17 protein-coding genes are annotated in these 19,031 nt (G+C 64.2%); 9 read left to right on the top strand and 8 right to left on the bottom strand.

Features of this window, described 5'->3' with window-relative positions:
- Positions 1–70: 70 nt before the first annotated feature.
- From ACNQPL_RS24365 to ACNQPL_RS24350, 4 genes are all read right to left on the bottom strand, one after another.
- A complete protein-coding gene (locus ACNQPL_RS24365; protein WP_416468113.1) occupies positions 71–475 on the bottom strand; it encodes an META domain-containing protein in 405 nt (134 codons plus the stop codon).
- A complete protein-coding gene (locus ACNQPL_RS24360) occupies positions 472–909 on the bottom strand; it encodes a hypothetical protein (protein ID WP_416468112.1) in 438 nt (145 codons plus the stop codon). The genes ACNQPL_RS24365 and ACNQPL_RS24360 overlap by 4 nt, the downstream gene beginning before the upstream one ends.
- 31 nt (positions 910–940) lie before the next feature.
- Positions 941–1,930: a 2-hydroxyacid dehydrogenase gene (locus ACNQPL_RS24355; RefSeq protein WP_416468111.1), complete on the bottom strand. Its 990-nt coding sequence runs from the start codon at positions 1,928–1,930 to the stop codon at positions 941–943.
- 170 nt (positions 1,931–2,100) lie between these two features.
- Positions 2,101–4,860 (bottom strand): response regulator, encoded by a 2,760-nt coding sequence (locus ACNQPL_RS24350; RefSeq protein WP_416468110.1) that lies wholly within the window; start codon positions 4,858–4,860, stop codon positions 2,101–2,103.
- Positions 4,861–5,054: 194 nt separating this feature from the next.
- Here ACNQPL_RS24350 and ACNQPL_RS24345 point away from each other — a divergent pair, with 194 nt between their 5' ends.
- The 7 genes from ACNQPL_RS24345 (at position 5,055) to ACNQPL_RS24315 (ending at position 13,358) form a co-directional block, all read left to right on the top strand.
- Positions 5,055–5,771: a response regulator transcription factor gene (locus ACNQPL_RS24345; protein WP_346616102.1), complete on the top strand. Its 717-nt coding sequence runs from the start codon at positions 5,055–5,057 to the stop codon at positions 5,769–5,771.
- A gap of 3 nt (positions 5,772–5,774) precedes the next feature.
- Positions 5,775–7,169, top strand: coding sequence for a histidine kinase sensor domain-containing protein (locus ACNQPL_RS24340; protein ID WP_416468109.1), 1,395 nt, complete (start codon positions 5,775–5,777; stop codon positions 7,167–7,169).
- A gap of 87 nt (positions 7,170–7,256) precedes the next feature.
- A complete protein-coding gene (gene cysM, locus ACNQPL_RS24335) occupies positions 7,257–8,156 on the top strand; it encodes a cysteine synthase CysM (protein WP_346616100.1) in 900 nt (299 codons plus the stop codon).
- Positions 8,157–9,515, top strand: coding sequence for a 23S rRNA (uracil(1939)-C(5))-methyltransferase RlmD (gene rlmD / locus ACNQPL_RS24330; protein WP_416468108.1), 1,359 nt, complete (start codon positions 8,157–8,159; stop codon positions 9,513–9,515). It begins immediately after the preceding gene.
- 96 nt (positions 9,516–9,611) lie between these two features.
- A complete protein-coding gene (gene relA / locus ACNQPL_RS24325; RefSeq protein ID WP_416468107.1) occupies positions 9,612–11,852 on the top strand; it encodes a GTP diphosphokinase in 2,241 nt (746 codons plus the stop codon).
- 106 nt (positions 11,853–11,958) lie between these two features.
- Entirely contained in the window at positions 11,959–12,792 is an 834-nt protein-coding gene (mazG, locus tag ACNQPL_RS24320; protein WP_416468106.1) for a nucleoside triphosphate pyrophosphohydrolase, read from the top strand.
- Positions 12,793–12,818: 26 nt separating this feature from the next.
- On the top strand, positions 12,819–13,358 hold the full coding sequence (locus ACNQPL_RS24315) for a DUF2058 domain-containing protein (RefSeq protein WP_346616096.1): 540 nt from the start codon (positions 12,819–12,821) through the stop codon (positions 13,356–13,358).
- A 45-nt stretch (positions 13,359–13,403) separates the two neighbouring features.
- Here the strand turns inward: ACNQPL_RS24315 and ACNQPL_RS24310 are convergent, their stop codons facing one another.
- The 4 genes from ACNQPL_RS24310 to purM form a co-directional block, all read right to left on the bottom strand.
- On the bottom strand, positions 13,404–13,586 hold the full coding sequence (locus tag ACNQPL_RS24310; RefSeq protein ID WP_027595853.1) for a hypothetical protein: 183 nt from the start codon (positions 13,584–13,586) through the stop codon (positions 13,404–13,406).
- Positions 13,587–13,820: 234 nt separating this feature from the next.
- A complete protein-coding gene (locus ACNQPL_RS24305; protein ID WP_346616095.1) occupies positions 13,821–14,531 on the bottom strand; it encodes a DUF3108 domain-containing protein in 711 nt (236 codons plus the stop codon).
- A gap of 8 nt (positions 14,532–14,539) precedes the next feature.
- The gene (gene purN / locus ACNQPL_RS24300) at positions 14,540–15,193 is read right to left on the bottom strand and encodes a phosphoribosylglycinamide formyltransferase (protein WP_346616094.1); all 654 of its coding nucleotides are present in this window, start codon (positions 15,191–15,193) and stop codon (positions 14,540–14,542) included.
- Positions 15,193–16,251: a phosphoribosylformylglycinamidine cyclo-ligase gene (gene purM / locus ACNQPL_RS24295; RefSeq protein ID WP_346616093.1), complete on the bottom strand. Its 1,059-nt coding sequence runs from the start codon at positions 16,249–16,251 to the stop codon at positions 15,193–15,195. Before purM ends, purN begins: the two co-directional genes overlap by 1 nt.
- Positions 16,252–16,662: 411 nt before the next feature.
- On the opposite strand from purM, the gene ACNQPL_RS24290 reads away from it, so the two are divergent.
- Positions 16,663–17,727 carry a DUF2066 domain-containing protein gene (locus tag ACNQPL_RS24290; RefSeq protein WP_346616092.1) on the top strand — a complete coding sequence of 355 codons (1,065 nt, stop codon included), beginning with the start codon at positions 16,663–16,665 and terminating at the stop codon, positions 17,725–17,727.
- Positions 17,728–17,739: 12 nt separating this feature from the next.
- Positions 17,740–18,813, top strand: a complete 1,074-nt coding sequence (locus ACNQPL_RS24285) for an AI-2E family transporter (RefSeq protein ID WP_346616091.1) — start codon at positions 17,740–17,742, stop codon at positions 18,811–18,813.
- Positions 18,814–19,031: the final 218 nt, after the last annotated feature.

Here is a 19,031-nt window from a genome sequence, read left to right as displayed (position 1 = left end):
TCTCGAATTCAGCACCATTGCTGTGGGAGCGGGCTTGCCCCGCGAAGGGCTGCAAAGCAGCCCAACGGCTTCAACCCTCTTCAGGCCAGAAGCGCAGCGGTTTGCCCTGAGCCGGCCAGAAGCGCATCTGCTCGATAGGCGAGACATCCCAACGCTGCACGGTCTCCAGCGCCTGCAGGAAGCGCTTTTCCTGCTCCATCAATGCTGGCGCGCACAGTTTGCGGGTCTTGCCGACCTTGCCGAAGCGCAAGTGCTCGCCATCAAGCGTATAGGGCGCAAACCAATGGTTGCAGCCCGCGTTGCCATAGGCGCGGCCATCGCTGGCCAAGGTCAGGGTCAGGTGGCTGTAGTCGATCAGCGGGCGTTCGCCGATCCATTCCAGCACATAGCTGCGCTCCTGCTGCAGCTTTGACGGTTCGGCGGCGCAGCCCAGCAGGCCGGTGGCAATCAGCGCGCCGGTCAGCAGGTTTTTCACGCGGCACGCTCCTGGCATTTCGGGCACAGGTGCTTTTCGCCATGGCTGGCCCAGCCCAGCTCGGCGATGCGTGCAGTGGCGGCCGGCTGGCGGGCTTTCTTGCCCAGCTTGGCGTCCACCGCGAACTCGAAGTCCAGCACCGCGTCGCAGCTGTCGCATTCGGCTTGCCAGTTGAGGATTTCCAGCTCGTTGAACGCCGGGCCGCTGGCCACGGCCACCCACTGGCCCCGTGGGTTGATCAGGTGGCGCACGCTTTCAACGGTCAGGCGCATGGCCAGGTCCTTGCTGCCCTTGAGGGTTACCAGCAAGGCGTCGCCTTTGTGCATCGAACCACCGTTGCCGGTCACCTGATAGCGGCCCGGCACCAGGGCGCGGCACTCGATCAGGGTGTGTTGCGGGTTGAAAAGGGTGTAGCGGAAATCGTGCTCGACCATGGGTCCTCCAGAAATGCCGCGTATCCTAGCATCAACCTGTGACCAGATTCTGCGGATTCCCCGCCGCCCAGCGGATGATGTTGTCCAGCGTGGTGGCGGCAATGGCGTCGAGTGCTTCGCGGGTCAGGAACGCCTGGTGCGCAGTGACGATCACGTTGGGGAAGGTCAGCAGCCGCGCCAGTACGTCGTCTTGCAGCGGCAGGTCGGAGCGGTCCTCGAAGAACAGCTGGGCTTCTTCTTCATAGACGTCCAGGCCCAGGTAACCGAGCTGGCCGCTTTTCAGCGCGTCGACCAGTGCCGGGGTATCGACCAGCGCACCGCGCCCAGTGTTGATCAGCATGGCGCCGGGCTGCATCTGGGCCAGGCTTTGCGCATTGATCAGGTGCCTGGTGTGCTCGGTCAGCGGGCAGTGCAGGCTGATGATGCGCGCCTCGCGCAGCAGTTCCGGCAGCGCCAGGTAGCGTGCCCCCAGGGCCAGCAATTCCGGGTTGGGGTAGGGGTCGTAGGCCAGCAGCTGGCAGCCGAAGCCCGCCATGATCCGCGCAAAGGCCGCGCCGATCTGGCCGGTGCCAACCACGCCGACGGTCTTGCCGTGCAGGTCGAAGCCGGTCAGGCCATGCAGGGTGAAGTCACCCTCGCGGGTGCGGTTGTAGGCCCGGTGCAGGCGCCGGTTGAGGGCGAGTATCAGCGCCACCGCATGTTCGGCCACGGCATGCGGCGAATAGGCGGGTACGCGCACCACCGCCAGGCCCAGGCGCGCGGCGGCGGCCAGGTCGACATGATTGTAACCGGCCGAGCGCAGGGCGATCAGGCGTGTGCCGCCGGCGGCCAGGCGCTGTAGCACCGGGGCGTCGAGTTCATCGTTGATGAAGGCGCAGACCACCTCGAAGCCCTGGGCCAGGGCGGCGGTGTCGAGGGTCAGGCGGGCGGACTGGAAATGCAGGTCCAGGGCGTTGGCTTGAGCGGCCTCGGTGAAGCTTTCCTGGTCGTAGTGCTGGCTGCTGAACAACAGTGCGCGCATGGTCGGGCTTCCTTTGCGGTAGTTGGGGGATTGTAGCCACCTGGCCGGTCAGGGATGTTGATCTGCACCGGCCTCATCGCCGGCAAGCCGGCTTCCACAGGTACCCCGCAGTTATCAAGCTCAGTGATCACCCTGTGGGAGCCGGCTTGCCGGCGATGAGGCCATGGAGGTCAGGCGCTCTGCCGCGCCTGCTCTGCCAGTCGGTTGATCGCGCCATCCAGCTCATCCAGCGCCTGCTGCGCCTGCGGGTGTTCCTGCTTGAGCAGGGTTTCGCTGCGCTGGCAGGCGGCGCGCAACTGCGGTACGCCGCAATAGCGCGAGGCGCCGTTCAAACGGTGCACCTGTTCGATGAGCCTCTGGCGGTCCTGAGCTTCCCGCGCCGCACGAATGGCATCCCGGTCCGACGCCAGCGACGCCAGCAACATGCTCAGCATGTCCGCCGCCAGGTCCGGCTTGCCTGCGGCCAGGCGCAAGCCTTCCTCAGGGTCGAGCACGGGTAGATCCTTGCCCTCCGCCTGCTGTTCCTCCAGCCGTTCCAACGGCCCTGCACCCAGGCTCAGGCCGGTCCATTTCATCACCACCTGGGCCAATTGGCGTTCGCTGATCGGTTTGGTCAGGTAGTCATCCATGCCGCTGTGCAGCAGGGCGCGTTTCTCATTGGCCATGGCGTGGGCAGTAAGGGCGACGATCGGCAGCGGGCTGCCGCTCTGGGTGTTTTCCCACAGGCGGATCTGCTCGGTGCAGGCGCGGCCGTCCATGCCTGGCATCTGAACGTCCATCAGCACCAGGTCGAAAGGTTCACCTTGCACCGCCTGCACCGCGGCATAGCCGTTGTCGACCGCAAGCACTTCGGCGCCCAGGTCTTCCAGCAGGGTCTGTACCAGCAGCAGGTTGGCGGCGTTGTCGTCGACGCAGAGGATCTTCGGCTGGCGCTGGCCGCTCAGGCCTGGCGCCGTCTCGACGAGCGGCCTGCGTGGCTGCACCAACTCCAGCAACAGGCGGCGCAGCTTGCGTGTGCAGGTGGGTTTGGACAACAGCTGGCCGTGGCCATTGGGCAGGAACGGGTGGTAGAGCGCCTGTTCGGTGGTCGGGCACAGCACCACGCACTGGCAGTGGGAGCGCTCCAGTTGCTGGTGGTACTGCCCCAGTTGCTCAGGCGAGAGGTTGCCCAGGTTGGCACCGAGCACGGCGAAATCGAACGGCATGCCCGCCTGGAAGCCTGCCTGCACGCCTTGCAGCAGTTGCTCGAAGGAGGCGAACAGGCTGACGCTCAGGCCGCAGTCCTCAAGTTGGTGTTCAAGGGCCTGGCGGGCCAGCTCATGGCCGTCGACGATGGCCGCGCGGCGGCCCAGCAGCGGTTGCGGCGGCTGCTGTTCGATATCGTCGTGGGCCTTGGGCAGGCTCAGGCTGATCCAGAACTGCGAGCCTTCACCTGGGGTGCTGTCGACACCGATCTCGCCACCCATCTGCTCGATCAGCCGCTTGGAAATCACCAGCCCCAGGCCGGTGCCGCCTGGCTGGCGCGCCAGCGAGTTGTCGGCCTGGCTGAAGGCCTGGAACAGCGTACGCACATCCTGGGGCGACAGGCCGATCCCCGTGTCCTGCACGCTGATGCGCAGTTGCGCGTTGTCTTCCTGTTCGTCTTCGAGCATCGCACGCACGACGATGGTGCCTTCGCGGGTGAACTTGATGGCGTTGCTCACCAGGTTGGTGAGGATCTGCTTGAGCCGCAGCGGGTCGCCGACCAGCGATGACGGGGTATCGCGGTAGATCAGGCTGAGCAGTTCGAGCTGCTTGGCGTGGGCGGCGGGGGCGAGGATGGTGAGGGTGTCCTGGACCAGGTCGCGCAAGTTGAACGGGATGCTGTCGAGCACCAGCTTGCCGGCTTCGATCTTCGAAAAGTCGAGAATTTCGTTGATGATCCCCAGCAGGTTGTCGGCGGACTTCTCGATGGTGCTCAGGTAATCCAGCTGGCGTGGGGTGAGCTCGCTTTTCTGCAGCAGGTGGGTGAAGCCGAGGATGCCGTTGAGCGGGGTGCGGATCTCATGGCTCATGTTGGCCAGGAACTCCGACTTGATGCGGCTGGCTTCCAGGGCTTCCTTGCGCGCCATGTCCAGCTCGATGTTCTGGATCTCGATGGTTTCAAGGTTCTGGCGCACGTCCTCGGTGGCCTGGTCGATGCTGTGCTGCAGTTCTTCGTGGGCGCTGTGCAGGGTTTCGGCCATGCGGTTGATACCGCGCGCCAGCTCGTCCAGTTCATGGCTGCCCATGGCCGGCAGGCGTTCTTCGAGGTGGCCGTCCTTCAACTGGTTGACCGCGTGCTTGATGCGCGCAATCGGGTCGTTGATGGTGCGGCTCATGCGCATCGCCAACAGGCCGCTGAGCAGCAGGCAGGCGAGAATCAGCAGCACGCTGGTGAACAGGTTGCGGTAACCGCGCAGCAGGGTGCCGTCGTGCGACAGTTCGATCTCGACCCAGCCCAGCAGCCGTTCGGCTTCGGCAGGTACGGCATCGGTGGCCAGGTCGCGGTGGTGGCCGAACACCGGCATCAGGTAGCGGGTGGCGTCGTTGCCCGTGCGCTGCAGCAGCTGGGTGCCGGTGCCGCCACTGGGCGGTTGGTTGATCATGCTGGGGCCGGCGTGGGCCAGGCGGGAACGGTCGGGGGCCAGGAAGGCGACCGCGCGCACATCGGCCTGCTCCAGCGTTTGCGCGGCAATCCGCTCCAGTTGGGCAGGGGTCTGCCTGGCCAGTGCGGGCGCAGCCAGCGGTGCCAGTTGCTCGGCGAGCATCTTGCCGCGCTGCAGCAGCTGGGTGCGCAACTGGTCTTGCTGCAGCCAGGTGAAATAGCTGCCCAGCACCAGAGCCATCAAGCTGGCAGGCAACAGCGCCAGCAGCAGTACCCGGCTTCTGATTCCCAAACGATCGAGCACACTCGCCTCCTGTGATGTGCCTGGATGCCGTCACCGGGGCGACGGCGCAAAGCGGAAAGTTACTCCGGCTGCTGGTCTAATGCACCCTTTTATAGCGGTTTTTACCGGCACGGCCCGGCATTGGTCGCCAGGCGGTTGCCTGTAGACCGAGCATGCTCAATAATCACGCAACTGAGAATGCATGGCAGTTGCCAATGAATCCCGTAGCTATTAACACATCCAGGATCCTCGCCATCGAGGACGATCCAGTCCTGGGCGCCTACCTGCACGAAGAACTGCAACGCGGCGGTTTTCAGGTGACCTTGTGCCGTAACGGCCTCGAAGGCCTGGAAACGGCAGGCCGGCAAGCCTTCGACGTGGTGCTGATGGATATCCTGCTGCCCGGGCTCAACGGCCTGGATGCATTGGCCCAGCTGCGTCGGCGCAGCGCCACTCCGGTAATCCTGATGTCGGCGCTGGGGGCCGAGGCCGACCGAATCAGCGGTTTCCAGCGCGGTGCCGATGACTATCTGCCCAAGCCTTTCAGCATGGTCGAGTTGCGGGTGCGCATCGAGGCAATCCTGCGCCGCGTCGCGTTGGAGCGCCGCCATCAGCCGCCGTTGGATGCCGCCAGCAGCGAGCTGCGTTTTGACGAAACGCTGTGCGATGTCAGCCTCGGCGGCCAGCACGCAGGCCTGACACCGAGCGAGTATCGCCTGTTCGACATCCTCAACCGCAACGTTGACGAAGTGCTGAGCAAACCCTTCCTTTACCAGCACGTGCTGCAGCGCGGCTATTCGCGGCATGATCGCAGCCTGGACATGCATGTCAGCCAGATCCGCCGCAAGCTCAAGGGCATCGGCTACCTCGAGCGGCAGATCCGCACCGTGTGGGGCAAGGGCTACGTGCTCAGCGTCGGCGAGGCGGAGTAAACGATGCTCGATCGCCACTCGCTGTTCTGGAAGCTGGCCATCCTGCTGGTGGGCTTTTGCCTGTTGATGATTGGCCTCAGCTATACCTGGGGCCGCCACGTGGAAACCCAGAACGCCTTTCTCGACGAGCCTGCCCGCCAGGTGCTGCGCGGCTACGCGAGCGAGGCCGAGCTGGCCTGGCAAAAAGGTGGGCGAGCGGGGCTGGACCACTGGATCGCGGCCATGCACCAGCGGGAGCACGGTTGGGTGGGCGTGCTCGACATCAACCTGCGGCCCCTCGACAGCGCTACCCTCGGCCCCGAGATCATGCAGCGGCTCACCCGCCTGCGGGGCGTCGACTGGCCCATGAGCCGGCGCACCGTCGACCAGCCCTGGTTACGCATACCGTTCCCGGGGGCACCGCAGCAGGGCATGCTGGTGATCGAGCTGCCGGAGCGTTTCAACCCCGGCCAGCACCGCCTGCTGTGGCGAGTGGTGACCAATGGCATCATCCCCGGCCTGTTTACCTTGCTGCTGTGCGTTGGCCTTTACCGCATGCTGATCGTGCCGCTCAACCAGTTGCGCGAGCAGGCCAATGCCTGGCGCGCCGACCAGCTCTCGGCGCGCCTGGATTCACGCACCATTGCCCGGCATGACGAGCTGGGCGAACTGGCCCGTGCCTTCGACCAGATGGCCGAGCGGCTGCAAGGCACGGTGGCCATGCAGCAACAGTTGCTGCGGGATCTGTCCCATGAGATGCGCACGCCGCTGAGCCGTCTGCGCGTGGCCTGCGACGGCGAAACCGACCTGCAGCGGTTGCGCGAGCGGCTGGGGCGCGAAGTGGACTGCATGCAGCAACTGGTCGAGAACACCTTGCAGCTGGCCTGGCAGGATGCCGAGCGTGCGCCGATGAACCTTGAGCCCATCCAGGTGCAGGCGCTGTGGGACCTGCTGGCCGAGGATGCCAGTTACGAAAGCGGGTGGTCGCACGAACGGCTGCGCTGCGAACTGCCCGTCGATTGCTGGGTACAGGGCAATCTCAACTACCTCGCCCAGGCCATGGAGAACGTGCTGCGCAATGCCATCCGCCACTCGCCGAAGAACGGCCTGGTGCGCCTGGCCGGGCTGCGCGAAGGGGGGTATTGGCGCTTGTGGCTTGAAGATGAAGGCGGTGGGGTGGCCGAGGAAGATCTGGAGCGAATCTTCGCGTCGTTCACCCGGCTCGATGGCTCGCGGCCCGGCGACGGTGGTTTCGGCTTGGGCTTGAGCATCGCCCGCAGTGCGATCCAGCGCCAGGGCGGCACGCTGTGGGCTGAAAACGGTGATCGCGGGCTGCGCTTGTGCATGCGTTTGCCGGCCCATATCGCCGCCCCCACGGGCTCCGCACACCTCTCGAACCCTATGGCTTATAGCTTGTAGCTATATCCTCCACAGATTGCGTGATATGGCGGGGAAGGGTTTGCCGGTATGATAGGCGCCCCTGCCGTCCGGATTGTGAAATACGCCATGACCTTGCAGTACCCAACCATCGCCGATTGCGTCGGCAATACGCCTCTGGTTCGCCTGCAGCGCATCGCTGGCGAAACCAGCAATACCCTCCTGCTCAAGCTCGAAGGTAACAATCCTGCCGGCTCCGTGAAAGATCGCCCGGCACTGTCGATGATCACCCGCGCCGAGTTGCGCGGCCAGATCAAGCCAGGCGACACCCTGATCGAAGCGACCTCCGGCAACACCGGCATCGCCCTGGCCATGGCGGCGGCGATCAAGGGCTACAAGATGATCCTGATCATGCCCGACAACTCCACCGCCGAACGCAAGGCGGCGATGACCGCCTACGGCGCCGAGTTGATTCTGGTCACCAAGGAAGAGGGCATGGAAGGCGCCCGCGACCTGGCCGAAAAGCTGCAGGCCGAAGGCCGTGGCCTGGTCCTCGACCAGTTCGCCAATGGCGACAACCCGATTGCCCATTACAACAGCACCGGCCCGGAAATCTGGCAGCAGACCCAAGGCAGCATTACCCATTTCGTCAGCTCCATGGGGACCACCGGCACCATCATGGGGTGCTCGCAGTACCTCAAGGAACAGAACCCGGCCGTGCAGATCGTTGGCCTGCAGCCGATGGAAGGCTCGGCCATCCCCGGCATTCGCCGCTGGCCCGAGGAATACCTGCCGAAAATCTTCGATGCCACCCGGGTAGACCGCGTGGTGGACATGTCCCAGCAAGAAGCTGAGGACACCACCCGTCGCCTTGCCCGTGAAGAGGGCATTTTCTGCGGTGTGTCTTCCGGTGGTGCGGTGGCGGCTATGCTGCGCTTGTCCCGTGAAGTTGAAAACGCGGTAATGGTCGCGATCATTTGTGACCGTGGCGACCGTTACCTGTCCACCGGCCTGTTTGACCCGAGCTAAATGTCCAGAAAGAAAAGCAACAGCGGCCTGCGCTTCCAGCCGGCCGGCGGCGACCGCGCACCCCAGGTACCCGTGGGTAAAAAACAGCGCCTGGATATCGAGCGCCTGGCCGGGGACGGCCGGGGCATCGCCTTCCACGACGGGCGCACCTGGTTTGTCAGCGGTGCCCTGGCCGGCGAAGCGGTAGAAGCGCGCGTGCTCAATGCCCGCGGCAAGGTAGTGGAGGCACGCCTTGAGCGTGTGCTGCAAGCCAGCCCCGAGCGCCGCGAAGCACCGTGCCGCTACTACGCCCGCTGCGGTGGCTGCAACCTGCAGCACCTGCCGCACGAGGGCCAGCTGGCGCTCAAGCAGCGCACCCTGGCCGAACAGCTGCAACGGGTTGCTGGCGTGCAACCTGAAGCGTGGGCCGCGCCTTTGAGCGGGCCGGAGTTCGGCTACCGGCGGCGGGCGCGGGTAGCGGTGCGCTGGGATGTGAAAGCCCGGCAGCTGGAGGTCGGTTTCCGTGCCGAGGCCAGCCAGGCCATCGTCGCCATCGACGACTGCGCCGTGCTGGTACAGCCCTTGCAGTCCATTCTGCGTCACCTGCCCACGGCGCTGCGCTCGCTGAGCAAGCCGCAGGTCATCGGCCATGTCGAGTTGTTCAGCGGCACCGCCGAGGCCGTGCTGGTGCGGCATGTGGCGCCGTTGCCAGCTGAAGACCTCGCCAGGCTGCAGGCGTTTTGCAGCGAGGCCAAGGCACAGCTGTGGCTGCAAGGTGAGGGCGAGCCAGCGCCGGTGGATAGCGACGCTGAACTGGGCTTCGCGCTGGAGCCCTGGCAACTGCAGCTGGCCTGGCGCCCGGGCGACTTCGTCCAGGTCAACGCCCAGGTCAATACGGCGATGATCGAGCAGGCCCTGGCCTGGCTCGCACCGCAGGCTGACGAACGCGTGCTGGACCTGTTCTGCGGCCTGGGCAACTTCGCCCTGCCGCTGGCCCGGCAGGCGCGTGAGGTGGTGGCGGTGGAGGGTGTGCAGGCCATGGTCGATCGGGCTGCGGCCAATGCCCGAAACAACAATGTGCATAACGCGCAGTTTTTTCAGGCCGATTTATCGCAGCCTTTGGCAGGCGCCGGATGGGCCGCCGAGGGCTTTTCTGCGGTACTCTTGGATCCACCACGCGACGGTGCTTTCGAGGTCGTGCAAGGCATCGCACGGCTCAAGGCCAAGCGGCTGGTTTACGTATCGTGCAACCCGGCCACGCTGGCGCGAGATGCGCAGGTGCTGGTCGGCCAAGGGTACCGGTTAAAAAGGGCCGGGATTCTCGACATGTTTCCTCAGACGGCGCATGTCGAAGCCATGGCGTTATTCGAAGCGGGCTAGCCAACTGGCCCCTTGGTGCGGTTTCCATGGAATGGAAGCCACACGGTGATAGCCAGCGCACCCGCGTGGTGCGCTGTATGGAAAGGTAAAGCAAAGATGGTACAGGTGAGAGTGCACCAGCCGGTCAACATCGACGGCAGTATCAATCTCGAAGCATGGCTGGATCACGTGGTGAGCGTCGATTCGGCATTGGATCGCGTGGCACTCAAAGAGGCCTGCGAGTTCGCCCAGGAAATCGAGAAAAAGGGCAACCCGGCCAAGCATTCGTGGGCCGATGGTACCTCCAGTTTTCAGGCAGGCCTGGAAATCGCCGAAATCCTCGCCGACCTCAAGCTGGACCAGGATTCCCTGGTGGCGGCGGTCATCTACCGCTCGGTGCGTGAGGGCAAGGTGACCCTGGCCGAGGTAGGGCAGCGGTTCGGCCCGGTGGTGTCCAAGCTGATTGACGGCGTGCTGCGCATGGCTGCCATCAGCGCCAGCCTCAGCCCGCGCCAGTCGCTGGTGCTGGGCTCCCAGGCGCAGGTCGAGAACCTTCGCAAGATGCTGGTGGCGATGGTCGACGATGTGCGCGTGGCATTGATCAAGCTGGCCGAGCGTACCTGCGCGATCCGTGCGGTGAAGTCCGCCGATGACGAAAAACGCCTGCGCGTCGCGCGCGAGGTGGCCGACATCTATGCCCCGCTGGCCCATCGCCTGGGCATCGGCCACATCAAGTGGGAGCTGGAAGACCTGTCCTTCCGCTACCTCGAGCCCGAGCAGTACAAGCAGATCGCCAAGCTGCTGCATGAGCGCCGGCTGGACCGCGAGCGCTTCATCAGCGACGTGATGAACCAGCTGCAGAACGAGCTGCTGGCCACCGGGGTCAACGCCGACATCAGCGGCCGGGCGAAACACATCTATTCGATCTGGCGCAAGATGCAGCGCAAAGGCCTGGAGTTCAGCCAGATCTACGACGTGCGCGCGGTACGTGTGCTGGTGCCCGAGGTGCGCGATTGCTACACCGCGCTGGGTATCGTGCACACCCTCTGGCGGCACATCCCCAAAGAGTTCGACGACTACATCGCCAACCCCAAGGAGAACGGCTACCGCTCGCTGCACACCGCGGTCATCGGCCCCGAAGGCAAGGTGCTGGAAGTGCAGATCCGTACCCACGGCATGCACGAGGAAGCCGAGCTCGGCGTCTGCGCCCACTGGCGCTACAAGGGCACCGACGTCAAGCCCAGCTCCAACCACTATGAAGAGAAGATCTCCTGGCTGCGCCAGGTGCTCGAATGGCACGAAGAGCTGGGGGATATTGGCGGCCTGGCCGAACAGCTGCGGGTCGATATCGAGCCCGACCGGGTGTACATCTTTACCCCTGACGGCCACGCCATCGACCTGCCCAAGGGCGCCACGCCGCTGGACTTCGCCTACCGCGTGCACACCGAGATCGGCCACAACTGCCGTGGCGCCAAGATCAACGGGCGCATCGTGCCGCTCAACTACAGCCTGCAGACCGGCGAGCAGGTGGAGATCATCACCAGCAAGCACGGCAGCCCGAGCCGTGACTGGCTGAACTCCAACCTGGGCTATGTCACGACTTCGCGGGCACGGGCCAAGATCGTCCACTGGTTCAAGCTGCAGGCGCGCGACCAGAACGTCGCCGCCGGCAAAAGCCTGCTCGAGCGCGAGCTCAGCCGCCTGGGCTTGCCGCAGGTGGACTTCGAGCGCCTGGCCGAGAAGACCAACGTCAAGACCGCCGAGGACATGTTCGCGTCGCTCGGTGCTGGCGACCTGCGCCTGGCGCACCTGGTCAACGCTGCCCAGCAACTGCTCGAACCCGACCGTATCGAGCAGATCGAACTGGTGCCGCGCAAGCCAACCGGCACGCGTACCGGCAAGCGTGGCGACATCCAGATCCAGGGCGTCGGCAACCTGCTCACGCAGATGGCCGGCTGCTGCCAGCCGCTGCCGGGCGATGCCATCGTCGGCTATATCACCCAGGGCCGCGGGGTGAGCATTCACCGCCAGGACTGCGCCTCGGTGCTGCAACTGTCCGGGCGTGAGCCGGAGCGGATGATCCAGGTCAATTGGGGCCCGATACCGGTGCAGACCTACCCGGTCGACATCGTCATCCGTGCCTATGACCGCCCAGGCTTGCTGCGTGACGTGTCGCAGGTGCTGCTCAACGAGAAGATCAACGTGCTGGCGGTCAACACCCGCTCGAACAAGGAAGACAACACCGCGCTGATGTCGCTGACCATCGAAATTCCAGGCCTGGATGCGCTGGGGCGTTTGCTGGGCAGGATCTCGCAGTTGCCGAACATCATCGAGACGCGGCGTAATCGTACCCCTTGAGACCGAGGTGGCTGCTTCGCGGGCAAGCCCGCTCCCACAATAATGGCGCAAGGTTTGTGGGGGCGGGCTTGCCCGCGAAGGGCGCACCGCCGAAGGACCTGATTGAATGACCTACACCCTCGAAGACCTGCTGCACCTCATGGCCCGCCTGCGTGACCCGCAGTACGGCTGCCCATGGGACCTCAAGCAGAACTACGCGAGTATCGTCCCGCACACCATCGAGGAAGCCTACGAGGTTGCCGACACCATCGAACGCGGCGATTTCGAGCACCTGCAGGGCGAACTCGGCGACCTGCTGTTCCAGGTGGTCTACTACAGCCAGCTGGCCCGCGAGGAGGGGCGTTTCGAGTTCGGCGGCGTGGTCGATGCCATCACCCGCAAGCTGATCCGCCGCCACCCCCATGTATTCCCGACCGGTGAACTGTACGCGCCGCTGGACACCCCCAGCCTGAGCGAGGCCCAGGTCAAGTCGCGCTGGGAGGAGATCAAAGCCGAAGAGCGCGCCGAGAAAAGCGAACCTGAACAGCTGTCGCTGCTCGATGACGTGCCGTCGGCATTGCCGGCGTTGTCACGGGCGGCCAAACTGCAGAAGCGTGCGGCCACGGTCGGTTTCGACTGGCCAGACGCTTTGCCGGTACTGGACAAGGTCCGCGAAGAACTCGACGAAGTGCTGCAGGCCATGGCTGACGGCGATGCCGATGCCCTCGAGGATGAAATCGGTGACTTGCTGTTTGCCACCGTCAACCTGGCCCGCCACCTCAAGCACGACCCGGAAAACGCCCTGCGCCGCGCCAACCGCAAGTTCGAACGGCGTTTTCGCTTCATCGAACAGGCCTTGCGTGACAGCGGCCGGCCCATAGAAGATTGTAACCTTGACGAACTGGATGCCCTTTGGGGGGAAGCCAAACGTCAGGAAAAGAACCTGCCCAGCTGCGGCTGAGTGGCTGCATAAGTGAGTGAACATCCATGAGTCTTTCCCTTCGCGATCAATTGCTCAAGGCCGGTCTGGTCAACCAGAAACAGGTTTCCCAGACCAACAAGGCCGAGAAAAAACAGAAACGCCTGGAACACAAGGGCCAGGTCGAGGTAGACGACACCCAGCAGCGCCTGGCCAAGGAAGCCATGGCCGAGAAGGCCAAGCGTGACCAGGAGCTGAACCGTCAGCAGCAGGAAAAGGCCGAGCAGAAGGCCCGCGCCGCGCAGATCAAGCAGTTGATCGAAGCGACCCGCCTGCCCAAGCTCACCACCGAGGACTACTTCAACTTCGTCGATGACAAGAAGGTCAAGCGCCTGGCCGTCAACGCCCTGATGCGCAGCAAGCTGAGCAATGGCGCGCTGGCCATCGTGTCGCATGCCGGGGGCTATGAAGTGATCCCGCGCGAGGCGGCGGTGAAGATTCAGGAGCGCGACCCGCATCGCATCCTGCTGCTCAACACCCATGTCGAGGAAGCGGACGAAGATGACCCGTACGCGGCCTACAAGATCCCTGATGATCTGATGTGGTAAACAGCAAAAACCCCGCCTAGGCGGGGTTTCTTTTTAAAGATGGGGTCATTGCGTGGTGCGTTGGCTTTCCAGGTCCTCAAGCTCTACCCGGTACTGGTGGGCTTCGTGTTCATTGTGGAACATCCCCACCAATTGGCCCTGCTGGTGCACATCCCAGATCCGCACGCCAGCGGCCAGGCCTTCGTGGGACATTTTCGATTCGTCGCGTTCGGTTACTTGGACTGTCATCGGTAAACTCCACTGCTAGGTTGGTTGCGACATTGTGTCGCACACCTCCTTTATAGAGTTTGATAGCAGGCTAAGTAAATAAAACGGCCATGAAACAAGTTTCATGTTGGCCAGGCTGGCCAATTGTAGGAGCGGCCTTTTGTCGCGACAGGGGCGCGCAGCGCCCCCAGATTCGCGAGGCTGGGCCGCTACGCAGCCCTTTCGCGACCCCAGGCCGCTCCCCACAGTTGCAGATCAGTTGCCTTTCACCGGTTTGCCGTCGACCGTGCCATCCTGCAGCACGATCACGTATTCCTTGCCATCGGTCTCGACCTGACGCAGTTGCACCAGCAGGTAGTCCCACTGCTTGGCGAACCACAGCTCGGTGATGCGCTTGCTTTGGCTCGGGTCGCGAACGCGCTCGACCTTCACCGCATCGACCTGGCCGGTCTTGGTGGTGACTTTTTCGGTGCCGAGCACACGGAAGTCGTAGGTGTCGATCTCGTCACCGTCGACCACCTGGTAGGTCATGCTCTTCTTGCCGGCTGCCACGTCGTGCTGCAGTGCCAACTGGTAGGACGACTTGTCCAGCACACCGCGATTGAGCGGCAGGCTGACGGCATCGCCGCGGTCGCTGCCGGTGATTTTCTTGCCAGTCCAGTCGAAGGTCAGGTCGACTTTCTTGGCTTTGCCCAGGCCGCCACGTTCGAAGTGGTACTGCTGCGGCAGCAGGGTGTCGTTGTCCATGCGCAGGGTGCTTTGCTCGGTCAGGCTGGCGATCATCATGGAGGCCTTGAAGTTAAGGTCCCAGGTGCCGTCGGCTTTTTTGACCAGGCTGCGCTCGGCAGTGCCGCTCATGGGGAGTTGCTTCCAGTCGGCGGTGTAGCTGGCCGAGAAAGGCTTCAGGTCAGCTGCCTGGAGGGGCAGGGCGAGCACGGCTAGAGCCAAGAGCAGGGCGCGACGCATAAGTTCTCCTAGGGTCGAATCAGATGACCACTGGCCGGCAGTGGCTGGCCATCCAGTAATGCACCCTGTTCGCCCAAGCGCAAGCGCCCTTCGGCAAACCAGTGCACTGCCAGCGGGTAGACATGGTGTTCCTGGTGGTGAACCCGTTGGGCCAGGCTTGTTTCCGTATCGCCAGGCGCTACCGGTACCACAGCCTGTACGACCAGAGGGCCGCCATCGAGTTCCTCGGTGACGAAGTGCACGCTGCAGCCATGCTCGGCGTCGCCTGCCTCCAGTGCCCGTCGGTGGGTATGCAGGCCTTTGTACTTGGGCAGCAAGGACGGGTGGATGTTGAGCAGACGGCCCTGGTAGTGGCGCACGAAGCCGCCACTGAGGATACGCATGAAGCCGGCCAGCACGACCAGGTCGGGGGCGAAGCCATCGATGCGCGCCATCAGCGCTGCATCGAAGGCTTCACGGCCGTCAAAGCCGGTGTGGTCCAGCACGGCGGTGGGGATGCCCGCCGCCGCTGCACGCTGCAGGCCGTAGGCGTCGGCGCGGTTGGAAACCACCGCCGCGATACGTACCGGGCTGTGTTCACCGCAGCTGCTGTCGATCAAGGCTTGCAGGTTGCTGCCGGAACCCGACAGCAGTACTACAACATTGCAGGGCTTGCTCGGCATCAGTGTGCCTTGAGGTTCTGCAATTCGACCTGGGCAGCGCCCTCGGCAGCTTGTTCGATGCGGCCGATGACCCACGGCTGCTCGCCTTCTGCACGCAGTACGTTCAGGGCAGCTTCGACCTGGTCCTGGGCTACGCAGATGACCATGCCGACGCCGCAGTTCAGTACGCGGTGCATTTCGTGTTCGTCGACGTTGCCTTTTTCCTGCAGGAAGTCGAACACCACCGGGCGCTGCCAGCTGGCCACGTCAACCACGGCCTGGGCGTTTTTCGGCAGTACCCGCGGGATGTTGTCCAGCAGGCCGCCACCGGTGATGTGGGCCATGGCCTTGACGGCGCCGGTCTGCTTGATCAGTTGCAGCAGTGGCTTGACGTAGATGCGGGTCGGGGCCATCAGCAGGTCGGTCAGCGGCGTGCCGTCGAGCTGGGTGTTCTCGATGTCGGTGCCCGACACTTCGAGGATCTTGCGGATCAGCGAGTAGCCGTTGGAGTGCGGGCCGGAGGACGGCAGGGCGATCAGCGCGTCACCGGTTGCGACTTTGGAGCCGTCGATGATTTCGGCTTTTTCCACCACGCCGACGCAGAAGCCGGCCAGGTCGTAGTCTTCGCCTTCGTACATGCCCGGCATTTCGGCGGTTTCGCCGCCCACCAGGGAGCAGCCAGCCAGTTCACAGCCGGCGCCGATGCCGGTGACCACGGTGGCGGCGACATCGACGTTGAGCTTGCCGGTAGCGTAGTAGTCGAGGAAGAACAGCGGCTCGGCACCGCAGACCACCAGGTCGTTGACGCACATGGCGACCAGGTCCTGGCCGATGCTGTCGTGCTTGTTCAGGTTCAGCGCCAGGCGCAGCTTGGTGCCGACGCCGTCGGTGCCGGAGACCAGCACCGGCTGTTTGTAGCCGGCCGGGATCTCGCAAAGGGCGCCGAAGCCACCCAGGCCACCCATGACTTCAGGGCGTGCGGTGCGTTTTGCCACGCCCTTGATGCGTTCGACCAGTGCTTCGCCGGCGTCGATGTCTACACCGGCGTCCTTGTAGCTCAGGGAGGGTTGCTTGCTCATTGATCCAGGCCTTTAAGAGGGAGGGATTCGTAAAAACGACCGTGACGGCCAAGGCCGGCTGGGGAGCGGCGGCTGCCTGAAACGTCAGAGGTCTGTGAAGGCGCGCGATTTTATCAGGGTTGCCGTGCAGCGGCCATCCTCAGGCCGACGGGCAGGGCAGTAAATGGTGAAAAACCGTGTTGTGCCTGCCATCACATTCGCAGCGCCCATCAGATCGAGCGCCGCCCGCGCGGCGCATCGCGGCTAAATCCGCGCCTACATTTGTTGCAACGTGCCATGGCCTGATAGACCATGGTTGCCAGCCTTGTGGGTACGACGAGATTGCTCGGCTGGCGCTAGCGCCGCTCGATCTCGAGAGCACCATCTATCCCAAGCCCCTGCGCTCCCGTTGTTTATGGACAGGAATCCTTCATGCGTCTTTTGAAAACACTGGCAGCAGCCTCACTTGCCCTGATCGCTTCGGTGGCCCAGGCCGAAAACGTCTCCGGGCTTTATCAAGTGCGCGAGCCGCTCGAAGGGCAGGGCGCCGAAGCCAGAACTGCCGCGACCGCCAAGGCGCTCGACACCCTGGTGCTGCGCCTGACCGGCGACCCGAAGGCAGCGCAAAGCTCCGCGCTGGCCGAGCTGCGCAAGGATCCGCAGCAGATCATCAACCAGGTGGGTACCGAAGCCGGCCCGCCCGAGTCGGTACTGGTCGAGTTCGACCCTGGCAGCACCGAGCGGGCCTTGCGCAAGGCCGGGTTGGCGTTGTGGGGGAGCAACCGGCCATCGATTCTCGGCTGGTGGCTCAACGACAGTGTCGAAGGCAGCAACCTGATCGGCGACGGGCAGGGCAGTGCACAACCCCTGCGTCGCGCCGCTCAGCACCGCGGCCTGCCGCTGCGCTTGCCGCTGGCTGACCTGCAGGAGCAACTGGTGGCCAACGCCAAGCAGCTGGAAGGCAGCGACCCGGCGCCCCTGCGCGAGGCCTCCGAGCGTTACGGGGCAGACGCCCTGCTGGCGGTGCATGCTCAGGAAGCGGACGGCAAGTGGCAAGGCAAATGGCAGCTATGGCTGGGCGACAAGCGTGAGCAAGGCACTGCCGAAGGCGCCGACCAGGCTGCTCTGGCCGATGCCGTGATGCTGGCGGTGAGCAACCGCCTGGCGCCACGCTACGTGACCCGCCCGGGTGCCAGCAGCCAGTTGCAGCTGCAAGTGCAAGACATGACCCTGCAGCGCTATGCCGAACTGAGCCGCGTACTCGAGCCCTATGGCCCGCGGCTGCAGATGGCCGACGGTAAAACGCTGACCTACGGCGTCACCGCCAACCGCGACCAACTGCGCGCCCAGCTCGGCCTGGCCAAGCTGCAGGAGCTGCCGGCAGACGCGCCTGTTGCCGCCCCGGTTGCGCCTGCACCGGGTACCAGCGCCACGCCCGACCAACCGGCCGCAGCCCCAGCGCCCAAGCCGTTCGACGGCCTGCGTTTTCGCTGGTAAGGAACCGTGATAATGACTGATATGCGTCGTTGGATCTGGTTGGGCGCTGCCCTGCTGGTTGCCGTGCTTCTCTATAGCCTGCACAACATTCTCTCACCGTTTCTGGTGGGCATTCTGCTGGCTTACCTAGCCGACCCCTTGGTCGATCGGCTGGAGCGCCTGGGCCTGTCCCGCACCTGGGGCGTGGTGGTGGTGTTCAGCCTGTTCACCCTGATTCTGCTGGCCTTGCTGCTGGTCTTGATCCCCATGCTGGCCAAGCAATTGGTGCGCCTGTACGAACTGGCCCCGCAGATGCTCGACTGGCTGCAGCACGTGGCGTTGCCTTGGGTTCAGCACCGCCTGGGGCTGGCCGACGGGTTCTGGAAATTCGACAAGATCAAGGCCGCCGTCAGCGAGCACATGAGCCAGACCACCGACATCGTCGGCATGCTGCTGTCCCAGGCCACCGCGTCGAGCCTGGCGCTGTTGGCCTGGCTGGCCAACCTGGTGCTGATCCCGGTGGTGGGCTTCTATCTGCTGCGCGACTGGGACCTGATGATGGCCAAGCTGCGCAGCCTGCTGCCGCGCAATCGCGAGTCGCAGATTGTGGGGTTGGCGAAGGAGTGCCACGAGGTGCTGGGGGCGTTCGTGCGTGGTCAGTTGATGGTCATGCTCGCGCTGGGCGTCATCTATTCCGCCGGCTTGATGCTGGTAGGGCTGGAGCTGGGGCTGTTGATCGGCATGCTGGCGGGGCTGGCGGCCATCGTGCCGTACATGGGTTTCATCATCGGCATCGGTGCGGCGCTGGTGGCGGGGCTGTTCCAGTTTGGTGGCGATCTTTATCCGATGCTCGGCATCGTTGCGGTGTTCATGGTCGGCCAGGCCCTTGAAGGCATGGTGCTGACGCCGCTGCTGGTGGGGGATCGCATCGGCCTGCACCCTGTGGCGGTGATCTTTGCCATCCTCGCTGGTGGCGAACTGTTCGGCTTTACCGGCGTGCTGCTGGCACTGCCTGTGGCCGCCGTGATCATGGTGCTGCTGCGGCATGTGCACGACATGTACAAGGAGTCGGACATGTACGACGGGGAGATCGACCCGGATTTATAGACATCGAGATTGCGGTTGCTGTTGACCTGCTCTTGATCTGCTCTTGATCTGCTCTTGATCTGCTCTTGATCTGCTTTTGCTTTTAGCGCGCGGTAGCACAGGCGACGCAGATTGCGACTTCAGGAGGCCGAGCGGAGGTCTTGCGGAGGGAGGTGACGGGCAGGATGCCCGGCAAGCGCTTCGGCCCATGGATGGGCCGTGGGCGCGGTCCTCCCGGG

Source organism: Pseudomonas sp. LFS044, from assembly GCF_047978245.1.
Taxonomy (GTDB): Bacteria; Pseudomonadota; Gammaproteobacteria; order Pseudomonadales; family Pseudomonadaceae; genus Aquipseudomonas.
Note: the sequence above shows the minus strand (reverse complement) of the source record. Positions and strands in the feature narration are given on the sequence as shown.